Here is an 18622-nt window from a genome sequence, read left to right on the forward strand (position 1 = left end):
CGGTTCCTCACTTAAATAAGGAATCGACAAATTCTTTTTTGTTGAATAGTTGGAGATCACCTATCTTCTCCCCCACGCCGATGTACTTCACGGGGATTTTGAATTGGTCGGAGATACCGATGACCACCCCGCCCTTGGCCGTGCCATCCAGCTTGGTGAGCGCCAGCGCATTCACGTCAGTCGCCTGTGTGAATTGCTTGCATTGTTCGATGGCATTCTGCCCCGTAGAGGCATCCAGCACGAGCAGTATCTCATGCGGCGCACCGGGCACCACCTTCTGCATCACCTGCTTGATTTTGGTGAGCTCATTCATCAAGGCCACCTTATTGTGGAGCCTGCCGGCGGTATCGATGATGGCCACGTCGTCGCCGTTTGCTACGGCCGATTTCACGGTATCATAAGCCACGGAGGCCGGGTCTGAGCCCATGGCCTGCGCCACCACGCGCACTCCTACGCGCTCGCCCCACAGTTTGATTTGGTCTACAGCCGCAGCGCGGAAAGTATCCGCCGCCCCCAGCACCACGCTGTTGCCAGCTTCCTTGAGTTGGTGGGCCAGCTTGCCGATGGTCGTGGTCTTGCCCACCCCATTGACGCCCACCACCATGATGACGTAGGGCTTGTGCTCGCCGTATTCAAAGTGTTCGAAGTCCGCGCTATTGTTTTCCGCAAGGAGCGCCTGGATCTCTTCGCGCAGGATGGAATGAAGCTCGGAAGTACTCACGTACTTATCGCGGGCTACGCGGGCCTGGATACGTTCGATGATCTTGAGGGTGGTCGTCACCCCCACATCAGAGGTCACCAGCACTTCCTCCAGATCATCCAGTACTTCGTCATCCACGGTAGATTTGCCCACCACGGCTTTGGTGATCTTGGAAAAAAAGCCTTCTTTGGTCTTTTCCAATCCCTTATCCAGGGCTTCCTGTGCTTCGGGGGTTTCCTGCTTTTTTTTGAAAAAATCAAATAATCCCATCACTTAATAACACTAAACTGGTAAACATAACAAAAAAGCCCTTCCGGTAGACACCCCGAAACGGCTTTCAAAAATACCCTGAACACAAAGACTATTGTGCGGCCGCGTCTATGACGGCTTCACGAGCCGCATCGATGGCTTCTTTCACGTGGTCGTTGTGCGCAATCAGTTCCTTAAAGGTGTATGCGCCGGTCTTCGGAGACCGTACGGCAGTGATTACCTTCGTATAGTCCTTGCCTTTGCCTGTTTTGAGTGATGCTACTGCTTTCTTTGCCATGTCTTTCTACCCTCAATTTTATTTAATCTCTTTATGAACGGTTACACGACGCAAGACCGGGTTGAATTTCTTCAACTCCAACCGCTGGGTGGTGTTTTTCTTATTTTTCGTCGTGATGTAACGAGACATCCCGGGAAGACCGCTTTCTTTGTGCTCGGTACATTCCAAAATTACCTGTACCCTATTACCTTTTTTAGCCATTGTTTTACGATATTAGTATCCGCTGAAACCAGCCGGATAGTACGCTTATAGTTATACGTATCCCTTTTTGATAAATTTATTGATGACGGCAGTAATACCGTTCTTATTGATGGTCTTTATCGCTGCGGTCGATACTTTCAGGGTAATCCAACGGTTTTCTTCAGGGATGAAGAATCGCTTGGTCTGCAAATTAGGGTAAAATTTACGCTTCGTTTTCACGTTTGAATTGGAAACGTTGTACCCGTTCATCGCCCCTTTTCCTGTTAAATCACAAACTCTTGACATGATCGTATGCTGTTTTTGTCTTATTAAATGCCTTTTTCGCAAAGAGTTTGCAAATATCAACATTTGTTTTTTATTATACAATTTTTTTTTGAATTGCCTGTGATATTGGCTTAGCGGGTTTGTTTTGGCAGGGCAGTGGGTTGGTTGGTGTTCAAAAAAATTACTACCTTTGTCATTGAGTATTGGTTACTACCTTTAATATAAAGCACCTATACCATGAGCACAGAAAGTAAAAGGCAGCAGCGGTTTGCCGGGGTAATCCAACAGGATTTAGGGGAGCTCTTCCAGCGGGAAGGCGGTGCGTGGGCTCCTGGGGCGTTCATAACGGTCACCCGGGTGAGGGTCACCCCCGATTTGGCCATCGCACGGGTATACCTTAGCTTCCTTAATACCAAGCAAGCCAAGGAAGACATGGCTAATATCAAATCACACGCCAACGAAATCCGCTATAAGCTGGGTGCCCGCATCAAAAACCAGGCGCGGATTGTGCCGCAGCTGGAGTTTTTCCTGGATGATACCAACGAGTATGTAGAACACATGGATAAGCTCTTTGATGAAATCAGCAAAGAACCCCGGCAACCGGAATAGACCGGATGATTTTCGAGCTTGATCCGACCGACATCCATTTTCCCGATCCGGCGCTGGCCGAGCCGGATGGCCTCTTGGCCTTTGGGGGCGACCTCCGCCCCGAGCGGCTCATGGAAGCCTATACAAAGGGGATTTTCCCATGGTATAGTGATGATACGCCCATTCTTTGGTACGCACCGCACGAGCGGTTTGTCCTGTTTCCCGATGAGCTGAAAATCAGCAAAAGCATGCGGCAGGTCCTGCGATCGGGCCGGTTTACCGTGACCCATGACCAAGCCTTTGCACAGGTGATTGCCGCCTGCGCCACGCAGCCACGCCACGGGCAAGACGGTACGTGGATCACGGGCGACATGCAGCAAGCCTATATCCGGCTGCACGAGCTGGGTGTGGCCCACGCGGTGGAAGTATGGCGCGATGCAGCGCTGGTGGGTGGGCTTTACGGCGTAGCCCTGGGCAGCGTCTTTTGCGGCGAAAGCATGTTTAGCCGGGAAGCCAACGCCTCCAAGGCGGCGCTGGCCTCACTCTGCCAATCCGGGGATTACAAGCTGATCGATTGCCAGGTCTATACCGAGCACCTCGCTTCCTTGGGTGCGAGGATGATCAGCCGGGACGCCTATATGGCCTTATTGCAGCCTATAAGCTAACACCTCGCTATTCCCCGATTTGTAATACAATACGCCACCAAGTTCGTCTACCTTATATTCGGGTTTCTTGTCCCGCAGCACGATTTCCTTCTCCACCTTGCCCGAGCCCTTCCCTACTTTGACCAAGCCTACTCCGCCATCCAGATCGGTCAGGATAAACTGGGCATTCTCGGTCGCCGCCGTCGCCCGGAAGCGCTTGTTCATTTCCGCGAACGATGCCGATGCAATATTGGCAAAGCCCTCCTGGTAGGCTTTCATCTCCTCCCCATAGCTATTGAGCTGGTTGCTGCCGGCATAGGTGCCGTAGCGCCCGCCCTGGTAAGCCGCAGCAGCAGACATGGCCATCGAGGCCACCGCCAATACGCCGGTAGCCGCCTTGATGAAGCCCCCTTGCCCCGGTGATTTGTGGTACGTGTAGAATTTTTCCGTCCCGTCAAAATCAAGCAGCATCATGCTTTGGCTGGAAGCGAGCAGTAGCCCCTCATCCCTCACCAGCAAGCTTGTGGGCGCTTCTTTTTCCTTAAACGCAATCTCGGCCAGCGTGCTGATATCCCCCGTACGCTCGTCTATCGCCACCACTTCGTCTCCCGTACTGATGAGGTAGCGCTGGTGGGCCTTATCGTATGCACTCGCCACGGCCCGGGCCTTCTTGTACTTGATGGGCTTGTTCCAGATGGATTCCCCGGTGGTGAGGTTTATGATATCCGCATCCGTATCCGTGATGTAGATGAGCCCTTGGGGGGTGAGCGCCATGGTGTGGATGTTTTCGCCCGTTTTGAGGGGCTTTTTAAAGAGCACGCTGCCATCAAAAGCGATTTTATTGATCCCCCCTTCGTAGATGCCGAATAGGATGCCATCGTCCATCACGTAGAAATGCTGCACGAAACCGTTTGTCTTGGGGGCTTTCTCCCAAAGATCTTCGCCCGTAGCGGCACTCAAAAACCCGATTTTCGACTCGGACGCCCCGGCAAGCCTGCCGGCGATGCCCTTTTTGCCCGAATTGTCTACATCGCTCACGATGGCCAGTCCTTGGGGCAATATCTCAAACCGGCTCACCTTGCCCTTTATCTTCCGCTCCTGCTTCCAGAGCTGTTCGCCGGTATGGCTTATTTTGTGCACGCGCGTATCGCCATTGGCACGCTCTTCAAACCCGTAGATCTCCGTGCCCGATTCATCGGCCACGAGCCAGGTGACCTTATCCAAATCCGCCTCCCATTTGATCTGCCCGGTTTTGAAGTCCGCGCACACGAGGTTTTTTGTCGTGGGTACCAATACGTTGTCCTTGTTGAGGTAGGGCTCACCAGCCGCCTGTGGGACACTGTTGCCGGTACGCACCTTGCCCGCACGGGCATCAAGCGACGAAAAGCCTTCCTGCTGGCCAGTGGCCAGATCATAGATGCCCACGGCCAGCATGTCGTTTTCGGCCTTGGTACGGTTGCCCACCACCACCAATTTGTTTTGCGGGAGGAATACCTTGGCTTTGGCTACCAGCTTCCAGCCATTTTCTTCCGTGGCAAAGAGCACCTTGCCCGATACCACGTCGATGACCGTCTTCTTCGAGCTCAGCAGGCTCCCCTGGTTGACGATCACATAGGGCGATAGCGGCACAAACTCCAGCTCTTCCTCTTTCACCTTGCCATACTCCTGAAACACAAAATGCGGTGCATCCGCACCCGGCTTGATGCCGGCAAAGCCCCCGCTGCCTGCCACCAGCAAGACGCCGGCATCCGTAAGATTCATCAATTCGATTTTTCCCCCCAGATCATAGGTGATGTCTGGCTGATCTTTTTTCTGTGCATAAGCTGCAACAATAAATGCCACCAGCGGTGTCAATAGTATCTTTTTCATGGTTACTAATTGTGTTATTAAATAGTAGGGTAAAAGTATACCTACCCCGAACGCGGTGGTATCCGGAAAATCACGTATCCGCAATACGGGTTTTTACGTACGCAAAACCGGTAGGATTGCGTATTGGCATGGCCTGCCGGCCAAGGTACTTTTGCCTTTGTTATAAAGCCAAAACAACATCATTATGCCAACAAAAATCAATACAACGATCATGTTCGTATGCCTTATTGCATCCTGCAACTGCTTCATTTTATCCTGCAAAAAGAAGGAAGACCCCGAGCCGCAGCTCCAAGCCACATTCCCCACGCCGAGCTACCCACAGCCCAGTGACGCCGATGCGGTACTGGTAGCCGTGATGGCTTCCGTGCCCGCGCCTGTGGATTTGCCCACGATACCGGGCATGCCTGCCAGTAGCCTGGAGATCCAATATGGCATGGGCATTGCCGCTTTTAAAGGAAATGCCAAAGCAGATAACGTGCGCTTAAACGACACCGAGCTGAAATTTGCCAATGGTGTGCACATGTGGCAGCCAGATTACTCCAACCTGACGAATCCGGCCAACCTCACCGGGATCACCTTCACCAATGGTGTCAACTGGAAAGTGACCAACCCGGCCATTGAAAAATCATTGACCAACTTGCCCGGCACACCAAAGGTGACCAGCGCCAAAACCATCACAAAATCGGCAGGGTATACCATCACCAACCAATCGGTAGGCAATGCCCAGAAGATATTATATGGCATCTACTCCGCCGATGGAAAATTTGTACTTAAAGAAGCTGACGGGGCAAGTACGCAGATCCATTTTTCCGCTTCGGAACTGGCCGAATTGGGATCTACGGAGCAAGGCATCATACAAGCCAATGCCTATGCTATCCAGGATGAGACCATCGGTGGGAAGAAAGTTTATTTCGTGCGCCAATCCTCGTATAGCCTGGTATCGGTGGCAATCAATTGACCAAATCGTGGGCAAAGGCATATTTGATGAGCCCTACCATGTTGTTGCATTTGATTTTCCGCATGAGATTCTTGCGGTGCACTTCCACGGTACGATCACTGATGCACAGCCGCGCAGCGATTTCTTTATTGGTGAGTTCTTTGACGATCAAGCGCAGCACCTCCACCTCGCGGTCCGTGAGCGATTCGTTTGGTTCGTGGTGTTTTGCCAATTGAAACAATCGCTGGGCGGCTTCAGCGCTGAGGTACGGTTTGCCCGCCAATACGGTTTCCATCGCGATGGCCAGATCGTCCATCGCACTTTTCTTGAGCACGTAGCCATCGGCCCCTGCCGAAATAGCTTCTTTGACGATAGACGCTTCGTCATGCATGGTCAGTACGATGGTTTTGAGCGCAGGGCGCAATATTTTGGCATGCCGGATGAGTTCCACGCCGGTCATATCCGGTATGGAATAGTCGGTCACCATCAAATCAGGGGCATTGACTTTAAGAAACGCCAGCGCGTAATTGCCCGATGTCATCGATGCGACGATGTCAAACTTGGGGTCTTCCTTGAAAACCATTTTCAACCCATCCGTCAGGATGGGATGGTCATCTACCAATAAAACGCTGTGTTTCATCGCCGGTCTTTGCAAAAAATTTTCTTGGACTGAACGCAAAGTTAACTTATTTTACGATTTTTATAGCATATGAAAACCTTTTGTAGACCTTTCCTCGCGTTGCTCATCGGCTGCCTGCCGTCGCTTTGCCGTGCCGCTACCCCAGAGACCGTGCCCGACGAAAGGCAGCAACTCAAACAATGGCTGGACGACTCGTATGAATACCGCTTCAGCAACCCCGATTCTTCGCTATACTACGGGTTTAAGGTGCTCGATGCCGCCAAGGCATCAAACCTGCGGGATGTCGAAGCCGATGCCCTGCGGAGCCTGAGCACCACCTACCAAGCACAGGGCGACTACCCACGGGCATTGGAATATGGATTCGAGGCCCTACGCTTAAGCCGGGAGCTGGATGACCCGCTCAAAACCGCGCATACGCTGAACATCCTTGGCATCACCTATGACCAGCAGGGCAATTTCCCCGAGGCCCTCCACCATTACCGGGAGGCCTATACCATGTATAAGGCCCTTGGCGATGATGAGTGGCTGGCGATGATCGCCGTCAACCTGGGCATATTGTTCAAGGGCCAGGGGGAGTACGAGCAAGTGATTCCCTACTACCGCGATGCCTACGCCATCTACCGCAAACTCGGCTTGCCCGCAGAAACCGCATTCTGCGAGACCAACCTGGGCTCGGTATTTTATTACACGCAGCAATACGATAGCTGCGTCTACTATTCATTGAAAGCGGAAAAAGCATTGGCCGAGCAGGGCTACCTGCAAATCCAGCCCACGGCCCAAAGCAACGCCGGGCTGGGCTACTTCGGCTTGGGCAGGTTCGGCGAAGCCAAGGACTACCTGGAGAAAGCGTTGGCGGCACACCGGAAATATGCCAACAAAAAGGAAATCGCTTTTGTGCTCATCCAATTGGCCCAGGTGTACCAGCAGCTCGGCCAACCCCGCAGCTCGTATGGGCTGCTTACCGAAGCCAGGCAAGTGGCGGAGGAGATCGGATCGGCCAAAGAGGCGATGGACGCATCAAAGCTGTTGGCCGCATACTATGCCGGCCAAAACGATTACCGCCGGGCATACGAAGCATACGCCGCCTACAGCACGGTAAAGGACACCCTGTTTGAGGAAGAAAAAGCCCGCGCCCTTACCAACTACCGCATCCAATACGAAACCGGGAAAAAAGAGCAGCAGATCGAAATCCTCCACCAGGAGACAGCCATCCAGAAGCTGCAATTGCGGCAGCGAGGCCTGCTCCTGCTGGTCGCATTGGGCGTACTCCTTGCGGGTGCCGCCACCGCTTACCTGCTATTCAAACAACGGCGGCTGAAGGCCGAGGCGCGCCTGCAACACGCCATCAGCCAGCAGCAGGAAAAGGCGACGCATGATGTGCTGGATGCTGAAGAACGCGAGCGCCGGCGCATTGCTGCCGATTTGCATGACGGCGTGGGGCAGCTCTTGTCTTCCGCACTGCTCAGCCTCAAGTTTGTAGACAAAGGCATGCGGGCCGGCGAGCCCATTCCTTTGGAAACCATCGACCGGGCCATCCAGCTCGTCAAGGAAAGCTATGAGGAAATGCGCGACATATCCCACCAGATGATGCCCAATGCGCTACTCAAGTCTGGTTTCGTATCCGCCGTACGGGAGTTTATCGGGAAGCTGGACAACCCGTCGATAAAAATAAGCCTCCATGTATCCGGCCTTGATGACCGATTGGAAGAACGGACGGAAACCATCCTGTACCGCATCATCCAAGAGGGTGTCACGAATGTCATCAAACATGCGGCCGCCACCAGCCTGGCCATCCAGCTGACGAGAGAAACCGAAGGGATTTCGCTCACCATCGAAGACAATGGAATCGGGTTTGATGCCAGCGGCCTGGTCGAAAAAACAGGTATGGGCCTGAAAAACATCCAGGACAGGATAGCCATCCTCAAGGGTTTTCTGGAGATAGACACCGCTCCCAGCAAAGGCACATTGCTGAGTGTATTCGTCCCTTCCTAGCCGCCCTTTTGCGTCACCCAGAAATTATTGAAGCCCAGCCCGCTCTGCAATTCCAGCAGTTGCTGCTGGAGCATCTCCAATACGGCCAGGAAATTATAGACAAATTGTACTTTATTTTCAGAGTTTTTGACGATGGTATTGAAATCCAGCTTTTTATTGATGGCCACCAGCGAAGCAATAGCTTTCTTCTGCTGCTCTATGGTATAGGGGTACTTCACGACCGTATGCCGCACTTCTTTGCTCCGAGAGGCGTAGTTGTACATCAGCCGCTCGTATACCAGCATGAGCTTATACAGATCGAAAGTAGCCAGCTCCTCTCCCTGGCCGGCATATTCGCCCATGATGCGCAAATCCGTGGTGATATTGCCCCGCTTGGCCTGCATCAGCCGCTGCTCCTCCAGCAAGCGCAATTGCTCCGATACCTCCTTGAATTGCTTGTAAAGCACCAGCTTCTGTATCAAGTCTTGTTTGGGGTCTATTTCATTGCCCGCTTCATCCAGCTCGGGCCGTGGCAGCAGCATCCTGGCTTTGATGCGCATCAGCGTAGCCGCCACAAAAATAAATTCGCTGGCCAGCTCCATATTGAGCGCCTGCATGTGCAGGATATAGTCCAGGAAATCGTTGGTAATCTTGGCGATGGGGATGTCATGGATATTCAGCTCGTCGCGCTCGATAAAGAACAACAGCAAATCAAATGGCCCCTCGAATTGCGGGAGCTTTATTTCATATCCTTCTGTCTGCATTTCAGTTTGCAAACTTACTCAACTTACCCCTGTCTTTCAAAACAATGTGCCTTGCCGCTTGTTTTTGTTTCAATTAAACGTGCAAAAAGCTACATTTGCTCATGAAACATGATCCTTGAAAAATTTAGATACATCACCATTGGATAATTATTAGTTACTTTGTACCGTTTTTCCAAACCGGACACTATGGAGATTGAAGCCGGAGCACTACTCAAAGACATACATACACCTGCAGACCTGAAGCGGCTTAGCCAAGCCGATTTGGCAAAGCTATGCGGCGAACTGCGCCAGTACATCATCGATACGGTATCCGTCCATGGCGGGCATTTTGCGGCCAGCCTCGGCGTGGTAGAGCTCACCGTGGCGCTCCACTATGTGCTCAATACACCATATGACCAATTGGTATGGGATGTAGGCCACCAGGCCTATGGCCATAAGATCCTCACGGGCAGGCGTCCGGTATTCCACACCAATCGCGTGCTGGGCGGCATCAGCGGCTTCCCCAAACGGGGAGAGAGCGAATACGACACCTTCGGCGTAGGCCACTCTTCGACGTCCATCTCGGCGGCGTTGGGTATGGCGGTAGCCTCGCACTACAAGGGCGAGACCGATCGCCAGCATGTGGCTGTCATCGGCGATGGTGCCATGACGGCGGGCATGGCCTTCGAGGCGCTCAACCATGCCGGTATCGAAAAGTCCAACCTGCTGGTGATCCTCAATGACAATTGCATGTCTATCGACCCCAACGTGGGGGCACTCAAAGATTACCTCACGAGCATCACCACCTCCAAATCGTGGAACCGCTTTCGTGACGATATTGCCTACGTGCTCACCAAGCTATCGGAAATCGGGCCCGATGCACTTGGCGTGGCCAAAAAAATCGAAAAGAGCATCAAAGGTACGCTCCTCAAAAACAGCAACCTGTTTGAATCGCTCAACTTCCGTTATTTCGGCCCCGTGGACGGGCATGACGTGAAGCGGCTGGTAAACACCCTGGATGACCTGCGTGGCATCCCCGGCCCCAAACTCCTGCATTGCATCACCGTGAAGGGCAAGGGCTATGCGCTGGCTGAAAAAGACCAAACCACCTGGCATGCGCCGGGCTTGTTTGACAAGATCACCGGCGAAATCAAGAAATCCAAGGCCGACAAACCCGTCGCACCAAAATACCAGGATGTCTTTGGGCATACGCTGGTGGAGCTGGCCGAAATGAATGACAAAATCATGGGCATCACCCCGGCCATGCCCTCGGGCTCTTCGATGAACATCATGATGAAGGCCATGCCCAACCGGGCTTTTGACGTGGGTATCGCCGAGCAGCATGCGGTGACGTTTTCTGCCGGGCTGGCCACACAGGGCATGGTACCGTTTTGCAACATCTACTCCAGCTTCATGCAACGTGCCTATGACCAGGTGATACACGACGTGGCTATTCAAAACCTCCATGTGGTTTTTTGCCTGGATCGTGCCGGTATCGCGGGCGCGGATGGCCCCACGCACCACGGAGCCTATGACCTCGCTTACATGCGCTGCATCCCCAATCTCAAGGTGGCAGCTCCCATGAATGAGGAAGAACTGCGCAACCTGATGTATACCGCCCAGCAGGACGGCATGGGTCCCTTCGTGATCCGGTATCCGCGCGGCCAGGGCGTCATGACCGATTGGCGGAGGCCCCTCAAAGCCCTCGAAGTGGGCAAAGGCCGCAAACTGTGCGATGGCGAAGACGTGGCCCTGCTCAGCATCGGCCACATTGGCAATGAAGCGACAAAGGCTTGCATCACCCTCAACGAGGAAGGCATCTTCCCCGCACACTACGACCTGCGCTTTGTAAAACCACTGGATGAAGCCCTCCTCCATGAGGTCTTCGGCCAATTCAAGAAAATCATTACCATCGAGGATGGATGCATCCAAGGGGGCATGGGTAGCGCCGTGCTGGAATTCATGGCAGACCATGGCTACCAAGCATCCGTAGTGCGGCTCGGCATACCCGATGAGGTGGTAGAACATGGCGAACAGCAGGAACTTTGGAAACTATGCGGCTATGACAGCCAATCCATCATCCATACCGTGCGGAAAATAGCGGTAAGCCGCAAAACGGATGTCCTTGCCGGATAACAGGTTTGTTACAGCCCGCTTTTTGTTTCGTTTCAGGATTTACTAACTTAGCTGCCAATACCATATTGGTGGTTTACATCCATTTCTCAGAGCAACGCATCATGAACTTAAAGAAACTGCGCTTCATTTTTTTGGCGACATGCCTGTTTTTCACACAAGCAAATGCCCAAGAATCCATTCCCCGGCCCAAGCTGGTCGTGGGGCTCATGGTTGATCAAATGCGCTGGGACTACCTCTACCGCTTTTATGACCGCTATGGCGAGGGCGGCTTCAAGCGTTTGCTGGGCGAAGGGTTTTCCTGCGAAAACACCTACATTCCCTATGTACCCACCTACACGGCCATTGGCCACAGCACGGTATATACCGGCAGCGTACCTGCCATACATGGCATTGCCGGCAATGACTTCATCATCCAGCAGACGGGGCAGCACATGTATTGCACCCAGGATGACAACGTAAGCGGCGTAGGCACCGATGAGGCCGAAGGCAAGCAATCGCCCCGCAACCTGCTCGCCTCTACCATCACCGACCAGCTCAAGCTGGCCACCAACTTCCGCTCCAAGGTGATCGGCATTGCCATCAAAGACCGTGGGGGGATTTTGCCTGCCGGGCACTTTGCCGATGCCGCTTATTGGTTTGAGGGCAATTCGGGCAATTGGGTATCCAGCACCTTCTACATGCAGGAGCTCCCCGAGTGGGTGCAGCAGTTCAACGCCCAGAAGCTTACGGAAAAATACCTCCAGCAAGACTGGAATACGCTTTATCCCATTGAAACTTATGGCCAGAGCATCGAAGACGACAATCACTACGAAGCCACTTACCGCGGCGAGGAGTCGCCCGTCTTCCCCAAGAAGCTCGCGACCCTGGTGAAAGATAACGGCTTCGGGCTGATACGCAGTACGCCATTCGGCAATACTTTGACCCTCGATTTGGCCAAGGCCGCCATCAGCAACGAACAGCTGGGCCACAATGCCGGCGGGTTTGCCGATTTCCTCTGCGTGAGCCTCTCTTCTACGGACTATGTGGGCCACCAGTTTTCTGTAAACGCCATCGAAATCGAAGATACGTACCTGCGACTGGATAAGGAATTGGAAGCGTTCTTTGCTTACCTGGATGAGCAGGTAGGGCAAGGCGAATATACCTTATTCCTCACCGCCGACCACGGTGCGTCGCACAACCCGCTGTTTTTCATGGACAAGCGGGGCAATGCCGGTTATTTTGACGAGCGCAACGCGCTTTCCGGTATCAACGCCCTACTGGCCGAAAAATTCGGGCAGGAAAAAATCGTCCGTAGCCTGATGAACTACCAGGTGCATTTGGATTATGACGTGATTAACGCCCATGATTTGGACGAGGAAGCCATCAAACAAGTGGCCATCAAATTCCTGCGCACGCTGGAAGGCGTGGCCTTCGTGACGGACATGGAAAAGGCTGGTTCCTCCAGCATCCCCGCGCGTATCCGCGAGCGCATCGCCAATGGGTATAATCCCAAGCGCAGTGGATGTATCCAGATCATCCTCGAACCGCAGTGGTACAGTGGCTCTCCCCGCGCGCGGGGCACCACCCACGGTACTTGGGCTTCCTATGATGCCCATATTCCGCTGGTATGGATGGGCTGGGGCATCAAACATGGCGCCACCAACCGCGAGACACATATGACTGATATTGCCTCTACCGTGGCTGCGCTGCTGCACATTGAGGAGCCCAACGGGAATATCGGGCATCCGGTGGTGGAATTGTTGGATGAATAAAGAATTCGTTCTTCCGTGCTTCTTCGGGTTGAGGTCAAATCGTATATTTTTTGTAATTTTGTATCTGGAGGTTTATATGGCAACGATTTCAAATCCACATACAGAGTTAAATGCACTGCAAATTTCCTTATTGAGGATGTTTAATCGACCGATGTCCGAAAGGGATGTTCTGGAACTGAAAAATGTGCTGGTAAAACATTATGATAAACTCCTGAAAAAGGAAGTTACTCGGATCGTAGAAAAAAAAGGATATACACAAGACGATTTTGATAACATGCTCAACGACGAAAGTTAATGCGCGTAGTTGTCGATACCAATTGTCTACTCGCCTCAATACCGCCCCAAAGCGGGTATTATTGGCTCGCGGATACCGCACGGTAGTGGTGCTGTTGGATGAATAACAAGGTATCAAAGGATACCAAAAAGGCCACGGGGCGTATAGCTCCCGTGGCCTTTTTTGCTGCTTTCTGCGGCGCATTACCTGCGGCGCCGGTGTAGGCGCTGCAACAGGAGCGTCACGCTGAAGCTCACTACCGCACCGATGGCGGCGAGGATAGCTGTCTTGAGCACGTCGTGCATGCCCAATTGGCCTGCGATGCTCAGCAAGGTACCGCCTGTGGTGCCGATGCCGAGCTGTTGGTTAATCTTCATCATCGGCCGCTCCTTTCTTTGCGGCACTTTCCACCGCCTCCAGCACACCCAGTGCCAGTGCCATGTACTTGGCCACGGCTACCACTTTCAGTGGCAGCTTCAGCGGCGAGGCGATGATCAATTGGCTGGCTACGGCCAGCCCTTCTTTTATCCGGTCATATACCGTCGGCTTGCCCGCTGCGGGTACCTCCTCGGCTTTGTCGTCTATTTTTGTTTTCATTGTTTTTTTGTTTTTGTTTCAGCATTCCCAACCGCACCTCCACTCGTTTTTAGGCCTATTGCTCCACAGCTGGATCCGGTGCGCTCCGCTTCCGTTTCCTAGGATGGGGCGCTGTTAGCAAGACCAACGAAACTGTAACGCTCGCTTCGCTCACGCCACTAGGTTTCTCTTGGGCTTGCTAAGCAGCTTGGGTGGGAATTAAAAAACCCTGCCCACCCCACCCCGGCTTTTACACCCGTTGCATAGTCCGGCCTTGGGTGCGGGCGCTGTTAGCAAGACCAACGAAACTGTAACGCTCGCTTCGCTCACGCCACTAGGTTTCTCTTGGGCTTGCTAAGCAGCTTGGGTGGGAATTAAAAAACCCTGCCCACCCCACCCCGGTTTTACGCCTGCTGCAGCGTCCAGCCTTGGAGGTCCAAGCGAAGCGACGGAGATCCCAGCTGGCGATCAGCAGGCTAAAACCAATTCTCCACCACCACCCTATTATTCCCCCTCTCAATCTCCCCCACCAGCAGCGGGTACACATAGCGGTAGGCTGCGGCTGAGTGCATCACCTGGTAGTCCCCATCCAGCAGCTGCCAGTAGGAGCCTGTGAGCGGGCAACCCGCCGTCTGCGTGTGGTAGTTGCCAATGTGGATGAAGACCAACTGGTAATTCGGGATTTCCGTGATTTCCACCATGCCCCGGTGCATGTGCGGGTATTTCGGGCCGTAGCGGGCGTTCATGCCTGCGCCGTGGTTGAGCGAGAGGCCGTACTCCCCCTCGGGGATACAGGTGATGCCGGGTATCTTCTCCGGCCGGATGGCATCTTCCAGCAGGTAGCAGGCAAAGAGCCCGCCGATGTAGAGGTGGCTGAGGGTACTGTTTTTGCCCTGTGCCACGCGGATGATTCTGATGGGTTCCATTTGTTCGTGATTTATTGATTTACGACATGCGGAATGCTGGATTCGCTTCCGCAGTGGAAAAAAGCAGCGGGGCTTTCCCCGCCCCGCTGCCAAGGGCCCGGTGGCCCGGAGAGCCGCTAAGGCTCGGTTTCCGTTCCTTCGGGCTCTTCCTCCCCGTCCGGTTCGGGCTCAGGTTCGGAGCCATCGCCCGCGAGTGTCACGGAGCCTACATACTGGCTTGCGGATACGTCCGTGCCGTCACGATGCTGTGCAAACACCCACACGTGCAGCTCGTGCCCGGCAAATACGGCGGGGAGTTCCAGCGCCAAGCCTTCATCTTGCCGGAATGCACTGGTGTTGGTCGTGTATACGTCTTCCGTACGGTTGTAGAGCAGCACAAACACGCGATCGTCGTTGTGCACGCCCGGATCAGGCAGCAGCGGATTCGGCGGCGGGGTGCGGTCTACCCAGCCAAGGGTGAGCTGGTACGGCTGGTCGGAAGCCAGCGTGAGCCCCATGAGCTTCTCCATGCCGCCGTTGCTGATGGCCACCTGCGCGTAGTCGATCCCAAAATCCGGGTATTCGCCTACGATTGCATGGTTGATGAATTGGCGGATGCCCTGGTTGAAGCCCGTGTTGCGGCTGCGCACACGATCCATGAAACCGATGCGGAGGATGGACTTCATGGGCCGCATGAAGCTTACCGCCATGCCGAAGCGCAGGCGCTGTGCCGCCTGCCGGGGCGAGTTGGACTTATTTTTGAAACGCGAGAGACCGCGGATGTAGCCGATGCTGCGCCAGTTGGCGCCCACCACGCTGCCGGCCTTGCCGGAGAAAGAGCCGTTGAGGCCCTGGTTGTATGTTGCCATAACGTTGAAAAATTTAAAAGTTTAAAAATCCTGTTCATTTACTCCGATACGTCTTTGTCACCGGTGATTGCGTATCCTGGCAGCAAACATAGGGCTACCCCCTGGGCAGGAAGACCAACGATAGGAATTGATAGGAATTGGTAGGGACTGATAGGAAATGGGGGCACGTTCGCTGCTTCTCTGCTGCGTATCCGCTTGCGCTCCGCTCCGGCTGGATACCCGCTGCGCACCTGTGTATTGCCCGCTACGCTGTTTCTCCGCTATTTCTCCGCTTGTTGTCCGCTGCTTCTCCGCTCGTTCTTCGGTGCTCCTCCGCTGCTCCTCCGCTTGAGCAGCGGAGAAACAGCGGAGGAGCACCAACGGAAGTGCGGGGCAAGTATGGCTTAGGCAATAGCCGAGTACCCGGTAGGAGCGCAGATAAAACGGAAAGTCGTCGAAGGATGGGTGGGCCGGTTTTTATTTAGGCCAATTGGAGCAATTTTTCCGTATAATCGACCATGAATAACGGGATGTTTAACATACCATTATCCATTTTTAGATTTCTTAGCGAATATCGAATTCGCACCGGAGGTTTATACTGTTCGTTGTAGATAGTGAGGCTTCGGCTCCTTACGTTTTCATCGGCCTTGACTTCAATGGGGATAATATCATTCTTTACCTGCAGCAAAAAATCGACCTCCGCTTGGTTGCCCGATGTCCAATACCGAGGCATGCCTTCAAAACAGGCCACAAGATGCTGCAACACGAAGTTTTCGGTCAGTGCCCCCTTGAATTCCGTAAAGAGGCGGTTGCCTTCTTTTACGGCGATGGGATCCAACAAGGCGAGGCGGCGCAAAAGCCCGACATCCAAGAGGTATGCTTTAAAGGCAGATAAGTCGTCATAAGCCGATAAAGGCAGGCCGGGTTTATTGTTCCTAAATATGCGATGGATAAGCCCGGCATGCGAAAGCCAAAGCAATGCATCCTCATAGTCTCTTGCCCTTGCCCCTTCACGCACCGTTTGATACAGAAATTTTTTATTGTCTCGTGCTAATTGCGACGGGATAGAAGACCAAATATATTGGATTTTCGGTATATCCTTGTTGTCTGCATGTTTCGAAAAATCGAGCGCATAAGCATTCAATATATCCTGCAATACCTGTTGTGTGGTTTGCACGTCTCCCGTTTCTACCAATGTTGCCACCACCTCAGGCATGCCACCGGAAATAAAATATGTTTTCAGTTTGTCCACCAACGGATTGAAGAAAATATCGGGCAACGGCGCCAGCTGATCGATGCCATTCAGGTAGTCGAACAGTTGTGGGCTATCTATGGAGAGGAATTCGGCGAAACTGATCGGATTGACCTGCATGAAGGTCACTTTGCCCACAGGGAATGATTGTCCCTTTGACATCGCCACCCCCAATAGCGAGCCCGCGCTTGCCACGGCATATTCAGGGGCGTTTTCGCAAAAGTATTTGAGGGTATTCAATGCATCATTACACTCCTGTATTTCGTCAAAAATTATCAGCGTTTTTTGAGGGACGATGGTTCTTCCGTGCACCAATGAAAGGTTTTGCACGATGCGTTGCACATCTTTCGTGTTCTCGAAAAACTGTTTAAGTTCGGGTTGTTCTTCAAAATTGAAATAGGCCACATCTTCAAATTCCGCTTTGCCCAATTGCTTTAATAACCAGGTTTTGCCTACTTGTCTTGCCCCCTGCAACACGAGCGGCTTGCGGTTTGGCGTGTTTCTCCATAATCCCAACTTTTGTTGGATGGTGCGTTGTATTTTCATCTCCCTTAGATAAGTGCCAAAAATGTGATTTTTTTCACATAATCAATAGTTAATATGTGCAAATCTATAATTTTAGCCAATATTAACTGCCAAAAATGTGTATGAAATCACATTTTTGGCAGTTAAGTTGTGATTAGCAAATTCCCTTGCCAAGCCCTTTACCCCCTGTACCGGTACTTGCGCGCTTCCATCAGCTCGCGGATATCGCGCTTGTAGTAGCGGTGCTGCCCCTTGCCGCCACGGGGGTTGAGCTTGCCCTCCCTTACCCAGCGGTAGTAGGTGGCCTCGCCGATGCCGAGGTAGTCTTTCACCTGCTGCTTATCGAGGTAGTCTTCCAGTTCATCGGCTGATGTATCAGCACCGGGCTGCAGTACAACGCGGCAAAGCCGATGATCGGCCTCCTGTAGCGCTACCAGTTTTTCCAGCAGCCGGTGCATGTCTTGCACGGTAATGCGGAGCTGGTGGATATCATTTTTCATGACCCACCGCTTAATTTCAGCAATTTAGCGCGGTTGGCTTGCGTGATGCTGATGAGCTTACCCTTTGGCAGGCTAAGCATCAGATGACCACTGCTGCGTATTTCCGATATCCGATCCAGCGCTACTATATAGCTTTTGTTCGTTTGGAAAAACTGTTTTTTGGGGAGATGTTCTGCCACACTCCCAAAAGACTGCTTAGCCAAGACGGTGATTTCTCCACCGGTTTTTGGATCCACCAGTGACACGTTGCAATAGTGGTCTACAGCACGCACATAGTTGATGTCTGCTACATCGATAAATTTGCGGATTCCGTTACCGACTTTTACATTCAGGTAATCCTGATATACCTCCGGATCTTCCTCGCTCACGCGGCCAAGCCGCCGTTTCGCCAATTGAACGGCTTTCACCAGTCTGTCGAACGGGATAGGCTTCATCAAATAGTCTACGACCTCCTGTTCAAAACCCTGAGCCATAAACTCCGAGTAAGCCGTACAGATGATGGTAACCGGCGGTTTGGGCAACAAGTGGAGTAGTTCCATCCCGTTCAGTCTCGGCATGTCAATATCAAGGAACAAAAAATCGACATCATGCTTGTCGAGAAAGGCTCTGCCAGCCTGCGCATCCGGAAAAATACCAGCAAGGTGGAGTTCGTCAAATTTGGCCAATTGTGTCTGCAACGCGGTCGCATCATTGAAATTGTCATCGATGATGACATACGTAAATAACGGTTTCATATATGTGTAGTTTATGG

Annotated in this window: 22 protein-coding genes; 7 read left to right on the top strand and 15 right to left on the bottom strand. The window is 52.8% G+C overall.

The features are described 5' to 3' along the window. Positions 1–7 precede the first annotated feature (7 nt). The 4 genes from ftsY to rpmB all read right to left on the bottom strand — a co-directional run bounded on the left by ftsY (position 8) and on the right by rpmB (position 1733). On the bottom strand, positions 8–970 hold the full coding sequence (gene ftsY, locus BMW65_RS22670) for a signal recognition particle-docking protein FtsY (RefSeq protein WP_090609170.1): 963 nt from the start codon (positions 968–970) through the stop codon (positions 8–10). A gap of 91 nt (positions 971–1061) precedes the next feature. Beyond that, positions 1062–1247 carry a DUF4295 domain-containing protein gene (locus BMW65_RS22675; RefSeq protein WP_090609172.1) on the bottom strand — a complete coding sequence of 62 codons (186 nt, stop codon included), beginning with the start codon at positions 1245–1247 and terminating at the stop codon, positions 1062–1064. 18 nt (positions 1248–1265) lie between these two features. Beyond that, positions 1266–1448, bottom strand: a complete 183-nt coding sequence (gene rpmG, locus BMW65_RS22680; protein ID WP_090609173.1) for a 50S ribosomal protein L33 — start codon at positions 1446–1448, stop codon at positions 1266–1268. Positions 1449–1499: 51 nt separating this feature from the next. Next, the gene (rpmB, locus tag BMW65_RS22685; RefSeq protein ID WP_090609261.1) at positions 1500–1733 is read right to left on the bottom strand and encodes a 50S ribosomal protein L28; all 234 of its coding nucleotides are present in this window, start codon (positions 1731–1733) and stop codon (positions 1500–1502) included. A gap of 216 nt (positions 1734–1949) precedes the next feature. Between rpmB and rbfA the strand changes: the two genes are divergently transcribed. Together rbfA and aat are read left to right on the top strand one after the other, a co-directional pair. Next, complete coding sequence (gene rbfA, locus BMW65_RS22690) at positions 1950–2321, top strand: 30S ribosome-binding factor RbfA (RefSeq protein WP_090609175.1); 372 nt, start codon at positions 1950–1952, stop codon at positions 2319–2321. Between the two features lie 5 nt (positions 2322–2326). Next, positions 2327–2965, top strand: a complete 639-nt coding sequence (aat, locus tag BMW65_RS22695; RefSeq protein WP_090609176.1) for a leucyl/phenylalanyl-tRNA--protein transferase — start codon at positions 2327–2329, stop codon at positions 2963–2965. Here aat and BMW65_RS22700 read toward each other — a convergent pair. Next, a complete protein-coding gene (locus tag BMW65_RS22700) occupies positions 2945–4813 on the bottom strand; it encodes an outer membrane protein assembly factor BamB family protein (RefSeq protein WP_090609178.1) in 1869 nt (622 codons plus the stop codon). The two genes, aat and BMW65_RS22700, sit on opposite strands and share 21 nt — an antisense overlap. Before the next feature lie 184 nt (positions 4814–4997). Between BMW65_RS22700 and BMW65_RS22705 the strand changes: the two genes are divergently transcribed. Further along, entirely contained in the window at positions 4998–5771 is a 774-nt protein-coding gene (locus BMW65_RS22705) for a hypothetical protein (RefSeq protein WP_090609179.1), read from the top strand. On the opposite strand, the gene BMW65_RS22710 is transcribed toward BMW65_RS22705, so the two are convergent. Beyond that, positions 5764–6390 (bottom strand): response regulator, encoded by a 627-nt coding sequence (locus tag BMW65_RS22710; protein ID WP_090609180.1) that lies wholly within the window; start codon positions 6388–6390, stop codon positions 5764–5766. The genes BMW65_RS22705 and BMW65_RS22710 overlap by 8 nt on opposite strands. Before the next feature lie 69 nt (positions 6391–6459). Here BMW65_RS22710 and BMW65_RS22715 point away from each other — a divergent pair, with 69 nt between their 5' ends. Continuing rightward, positions 6460–8382, top strand: a complete 1923-nt coding sequence (locus tag BMW65_RS22715) for a tetratricopeptide repeat-containing sensor histidine kinase (RefSeq protein WP_090609182.1) — start codon at positions 6460–6462, stop codon at positions 8380–8382. Here BMW65_RS22715 and BMW65_RS22720 read toward each other — a convergent pair. Then, positions 8379–9125: a segregation and condensation protein A gene (locus BMW65_RS22720; RefSeq protein WP_090609183.1), complete on the bottom strand. Its 747-nt coding sequence runs from the start codon at positions 9123–9125 to the stop codon at positions 8379–8381. The two genes, BMW65_RS22715 and BMW65_RS22720, sit on opposite strands and share 4 nt — an antisense overlap. 186 nt (positions 9126–9311) lie before the next feature. Between BMW65_RS22720 and dxs the strand changes: the two genes are divergently transcribed. The 3 genes from dxs (at position 9312) to BMW65_RS22735 (ending at position 13286) form a co-directional block, all read left to right on the top strand. Further along, positions 9312–11240: a 1-deoxy-D-xylulose-5-phosphate synthase gene (gene dxs, locus BMW65_RS22725; protein ID WP_090609185.1), complete on the top strand. Its 1929-nt coding sequence runs from the start codon at positions 9312–9314 to the stop codon at positions 11238–11240. 101 nt (positions 11241–11341) lie between these two features. After that, positions 11342–12991, top strand: a complete 1650-nt coding sequence (gene pafA, locus BMW65_RS22730) for an alkaline phosphatase PafA (protein WP_090609186.1) — start codon at positions 11342–11344, stop codon at positions 12989–12991. A 76-nt stretch (positions 12992–13067) separates the two neighbouring features. Further along, positions 13068–13286, top strand: coding sequence for a hypothetical protein (locus BMW65_RS22735; RefSeq protein ID WP_143053986.1), 219 nt, complete (start codon positions 13068–13070; stop codon positions 13284–13286). A gap of 182 nt (positions 13287–13468) precedes the next feature. Here the strand turns inward: BMW65_RS22735 and BMW65_RS24340 are convergent, their stop codons facing one another. The 8 genes from BMW65_RS24340 to BMW65_RS22765 all read right to left on the bottom strand — a co-directional run bounded on the left by BMW65_RS24340 (position 13469) and on the right by BMW65_RS22765 (position 18605). Further along, positions 13469–13645, bottom strand: a complete 177-nt coding sequence (locus BMW65_RS24340; protein ID WP_177181271.1) for a hypothetical protein — start codon at positions 13643–13645, stop codon at positions 13469–13471. Beyond that, positions 13632–13862, bottom strand: coding sequence for a hypothetical protein (locus BMW65_RS22740; RefSeq protein ID WP_090609189.1), 231 nt, complete (start codon positions 13860–13862; stop codon positions 13632–13634). The genes BMW65_RS24340 and BMW65_RS22740 overlap by 14 nt, the downstream gene beginning before the upstream one ends. 455 nt (positions 13863–14317) lie before the next feature. Next, positions 14318–14767, bottom strand: coding sequence for a DUF5675 family protein (locus tag BMW65_RS22745; RefSeq protein WP_090609191.1), 450 nt, complete (start codon positions 14765–14767; stop codon positions 14318–14320). Between the two features lie 116 nt (positions 14768–14883). Further along, positions 14884–15615, bottom strand: a complete 732-nt coding sequence (locus tag BMW65_RS22750) for a DUF6266 family protein (protein WP_090609193.1) — start codon at positions 15613–15615, stop codon at positions 14884–14886. A 57-nt stretch (positions 15616–15672) separates the two neighbouring features. After that, positions 15673–15972: a hypothetical protein gene (locus tag BMW65_RS23995; RefSeq protein WP_143053988.1), complete on the bottom strand. Its 300-nt coding sequence runs from the start codon at positions 15970–15972 to the stop codon at positions 15673–15675. Between the two features lie 103 nt (positions 15973–16075). Next, positions 16076–17392 carry an ATP-binding protein gene (locus BMW65_RS22755; RefSeq protein ID WP_090609194.1) on the bottom strand — a complete coding sequence of 439 codons (1317 nt, stop codon included), beginning with the start codon at positions 17390–17392 and terminating at the stop codon, positions 16076–16078. Between the two features lie 158 nt (positions 17393–17550). Then, positions 17551–17871: a helix-turn-helix domain-containing protein gene (locus BMW65_RS22760; RefSeq protein WP_090609196.1), complete on the bottom strand. Its 321-nt coding sequence runs from the start codon at positions 17869–17871 to the stop codon at positions 17551–17553. Further along, positions 17868–18605, bottom strand: coding sequence for a LytR/AlgR family response regulator transcription factor (locus BMW65_RS22765; protein ID WP_090609198.1), 738 nt, complete (start codon positions 18603–18605; stop codon positions 17868–17870). Before BMW65_RS22765 ends, BMW65_RS22760 begins: the two co-directional genes overlap by 4 nt. Positions 18606–18622: the final 17 nt, after the last annotated feature.

Origin of the sequence: Parapedobacter koreensis (assembly GCF_900109365.1) — a bacterium.
Taxonomy (GTDB): Bacteria; Bacteroidota; Bacteroidia; order Sphingobacteriales; family Sphingobacteriaceae; genus Parapedobacter; species Parapedobacter koreensis.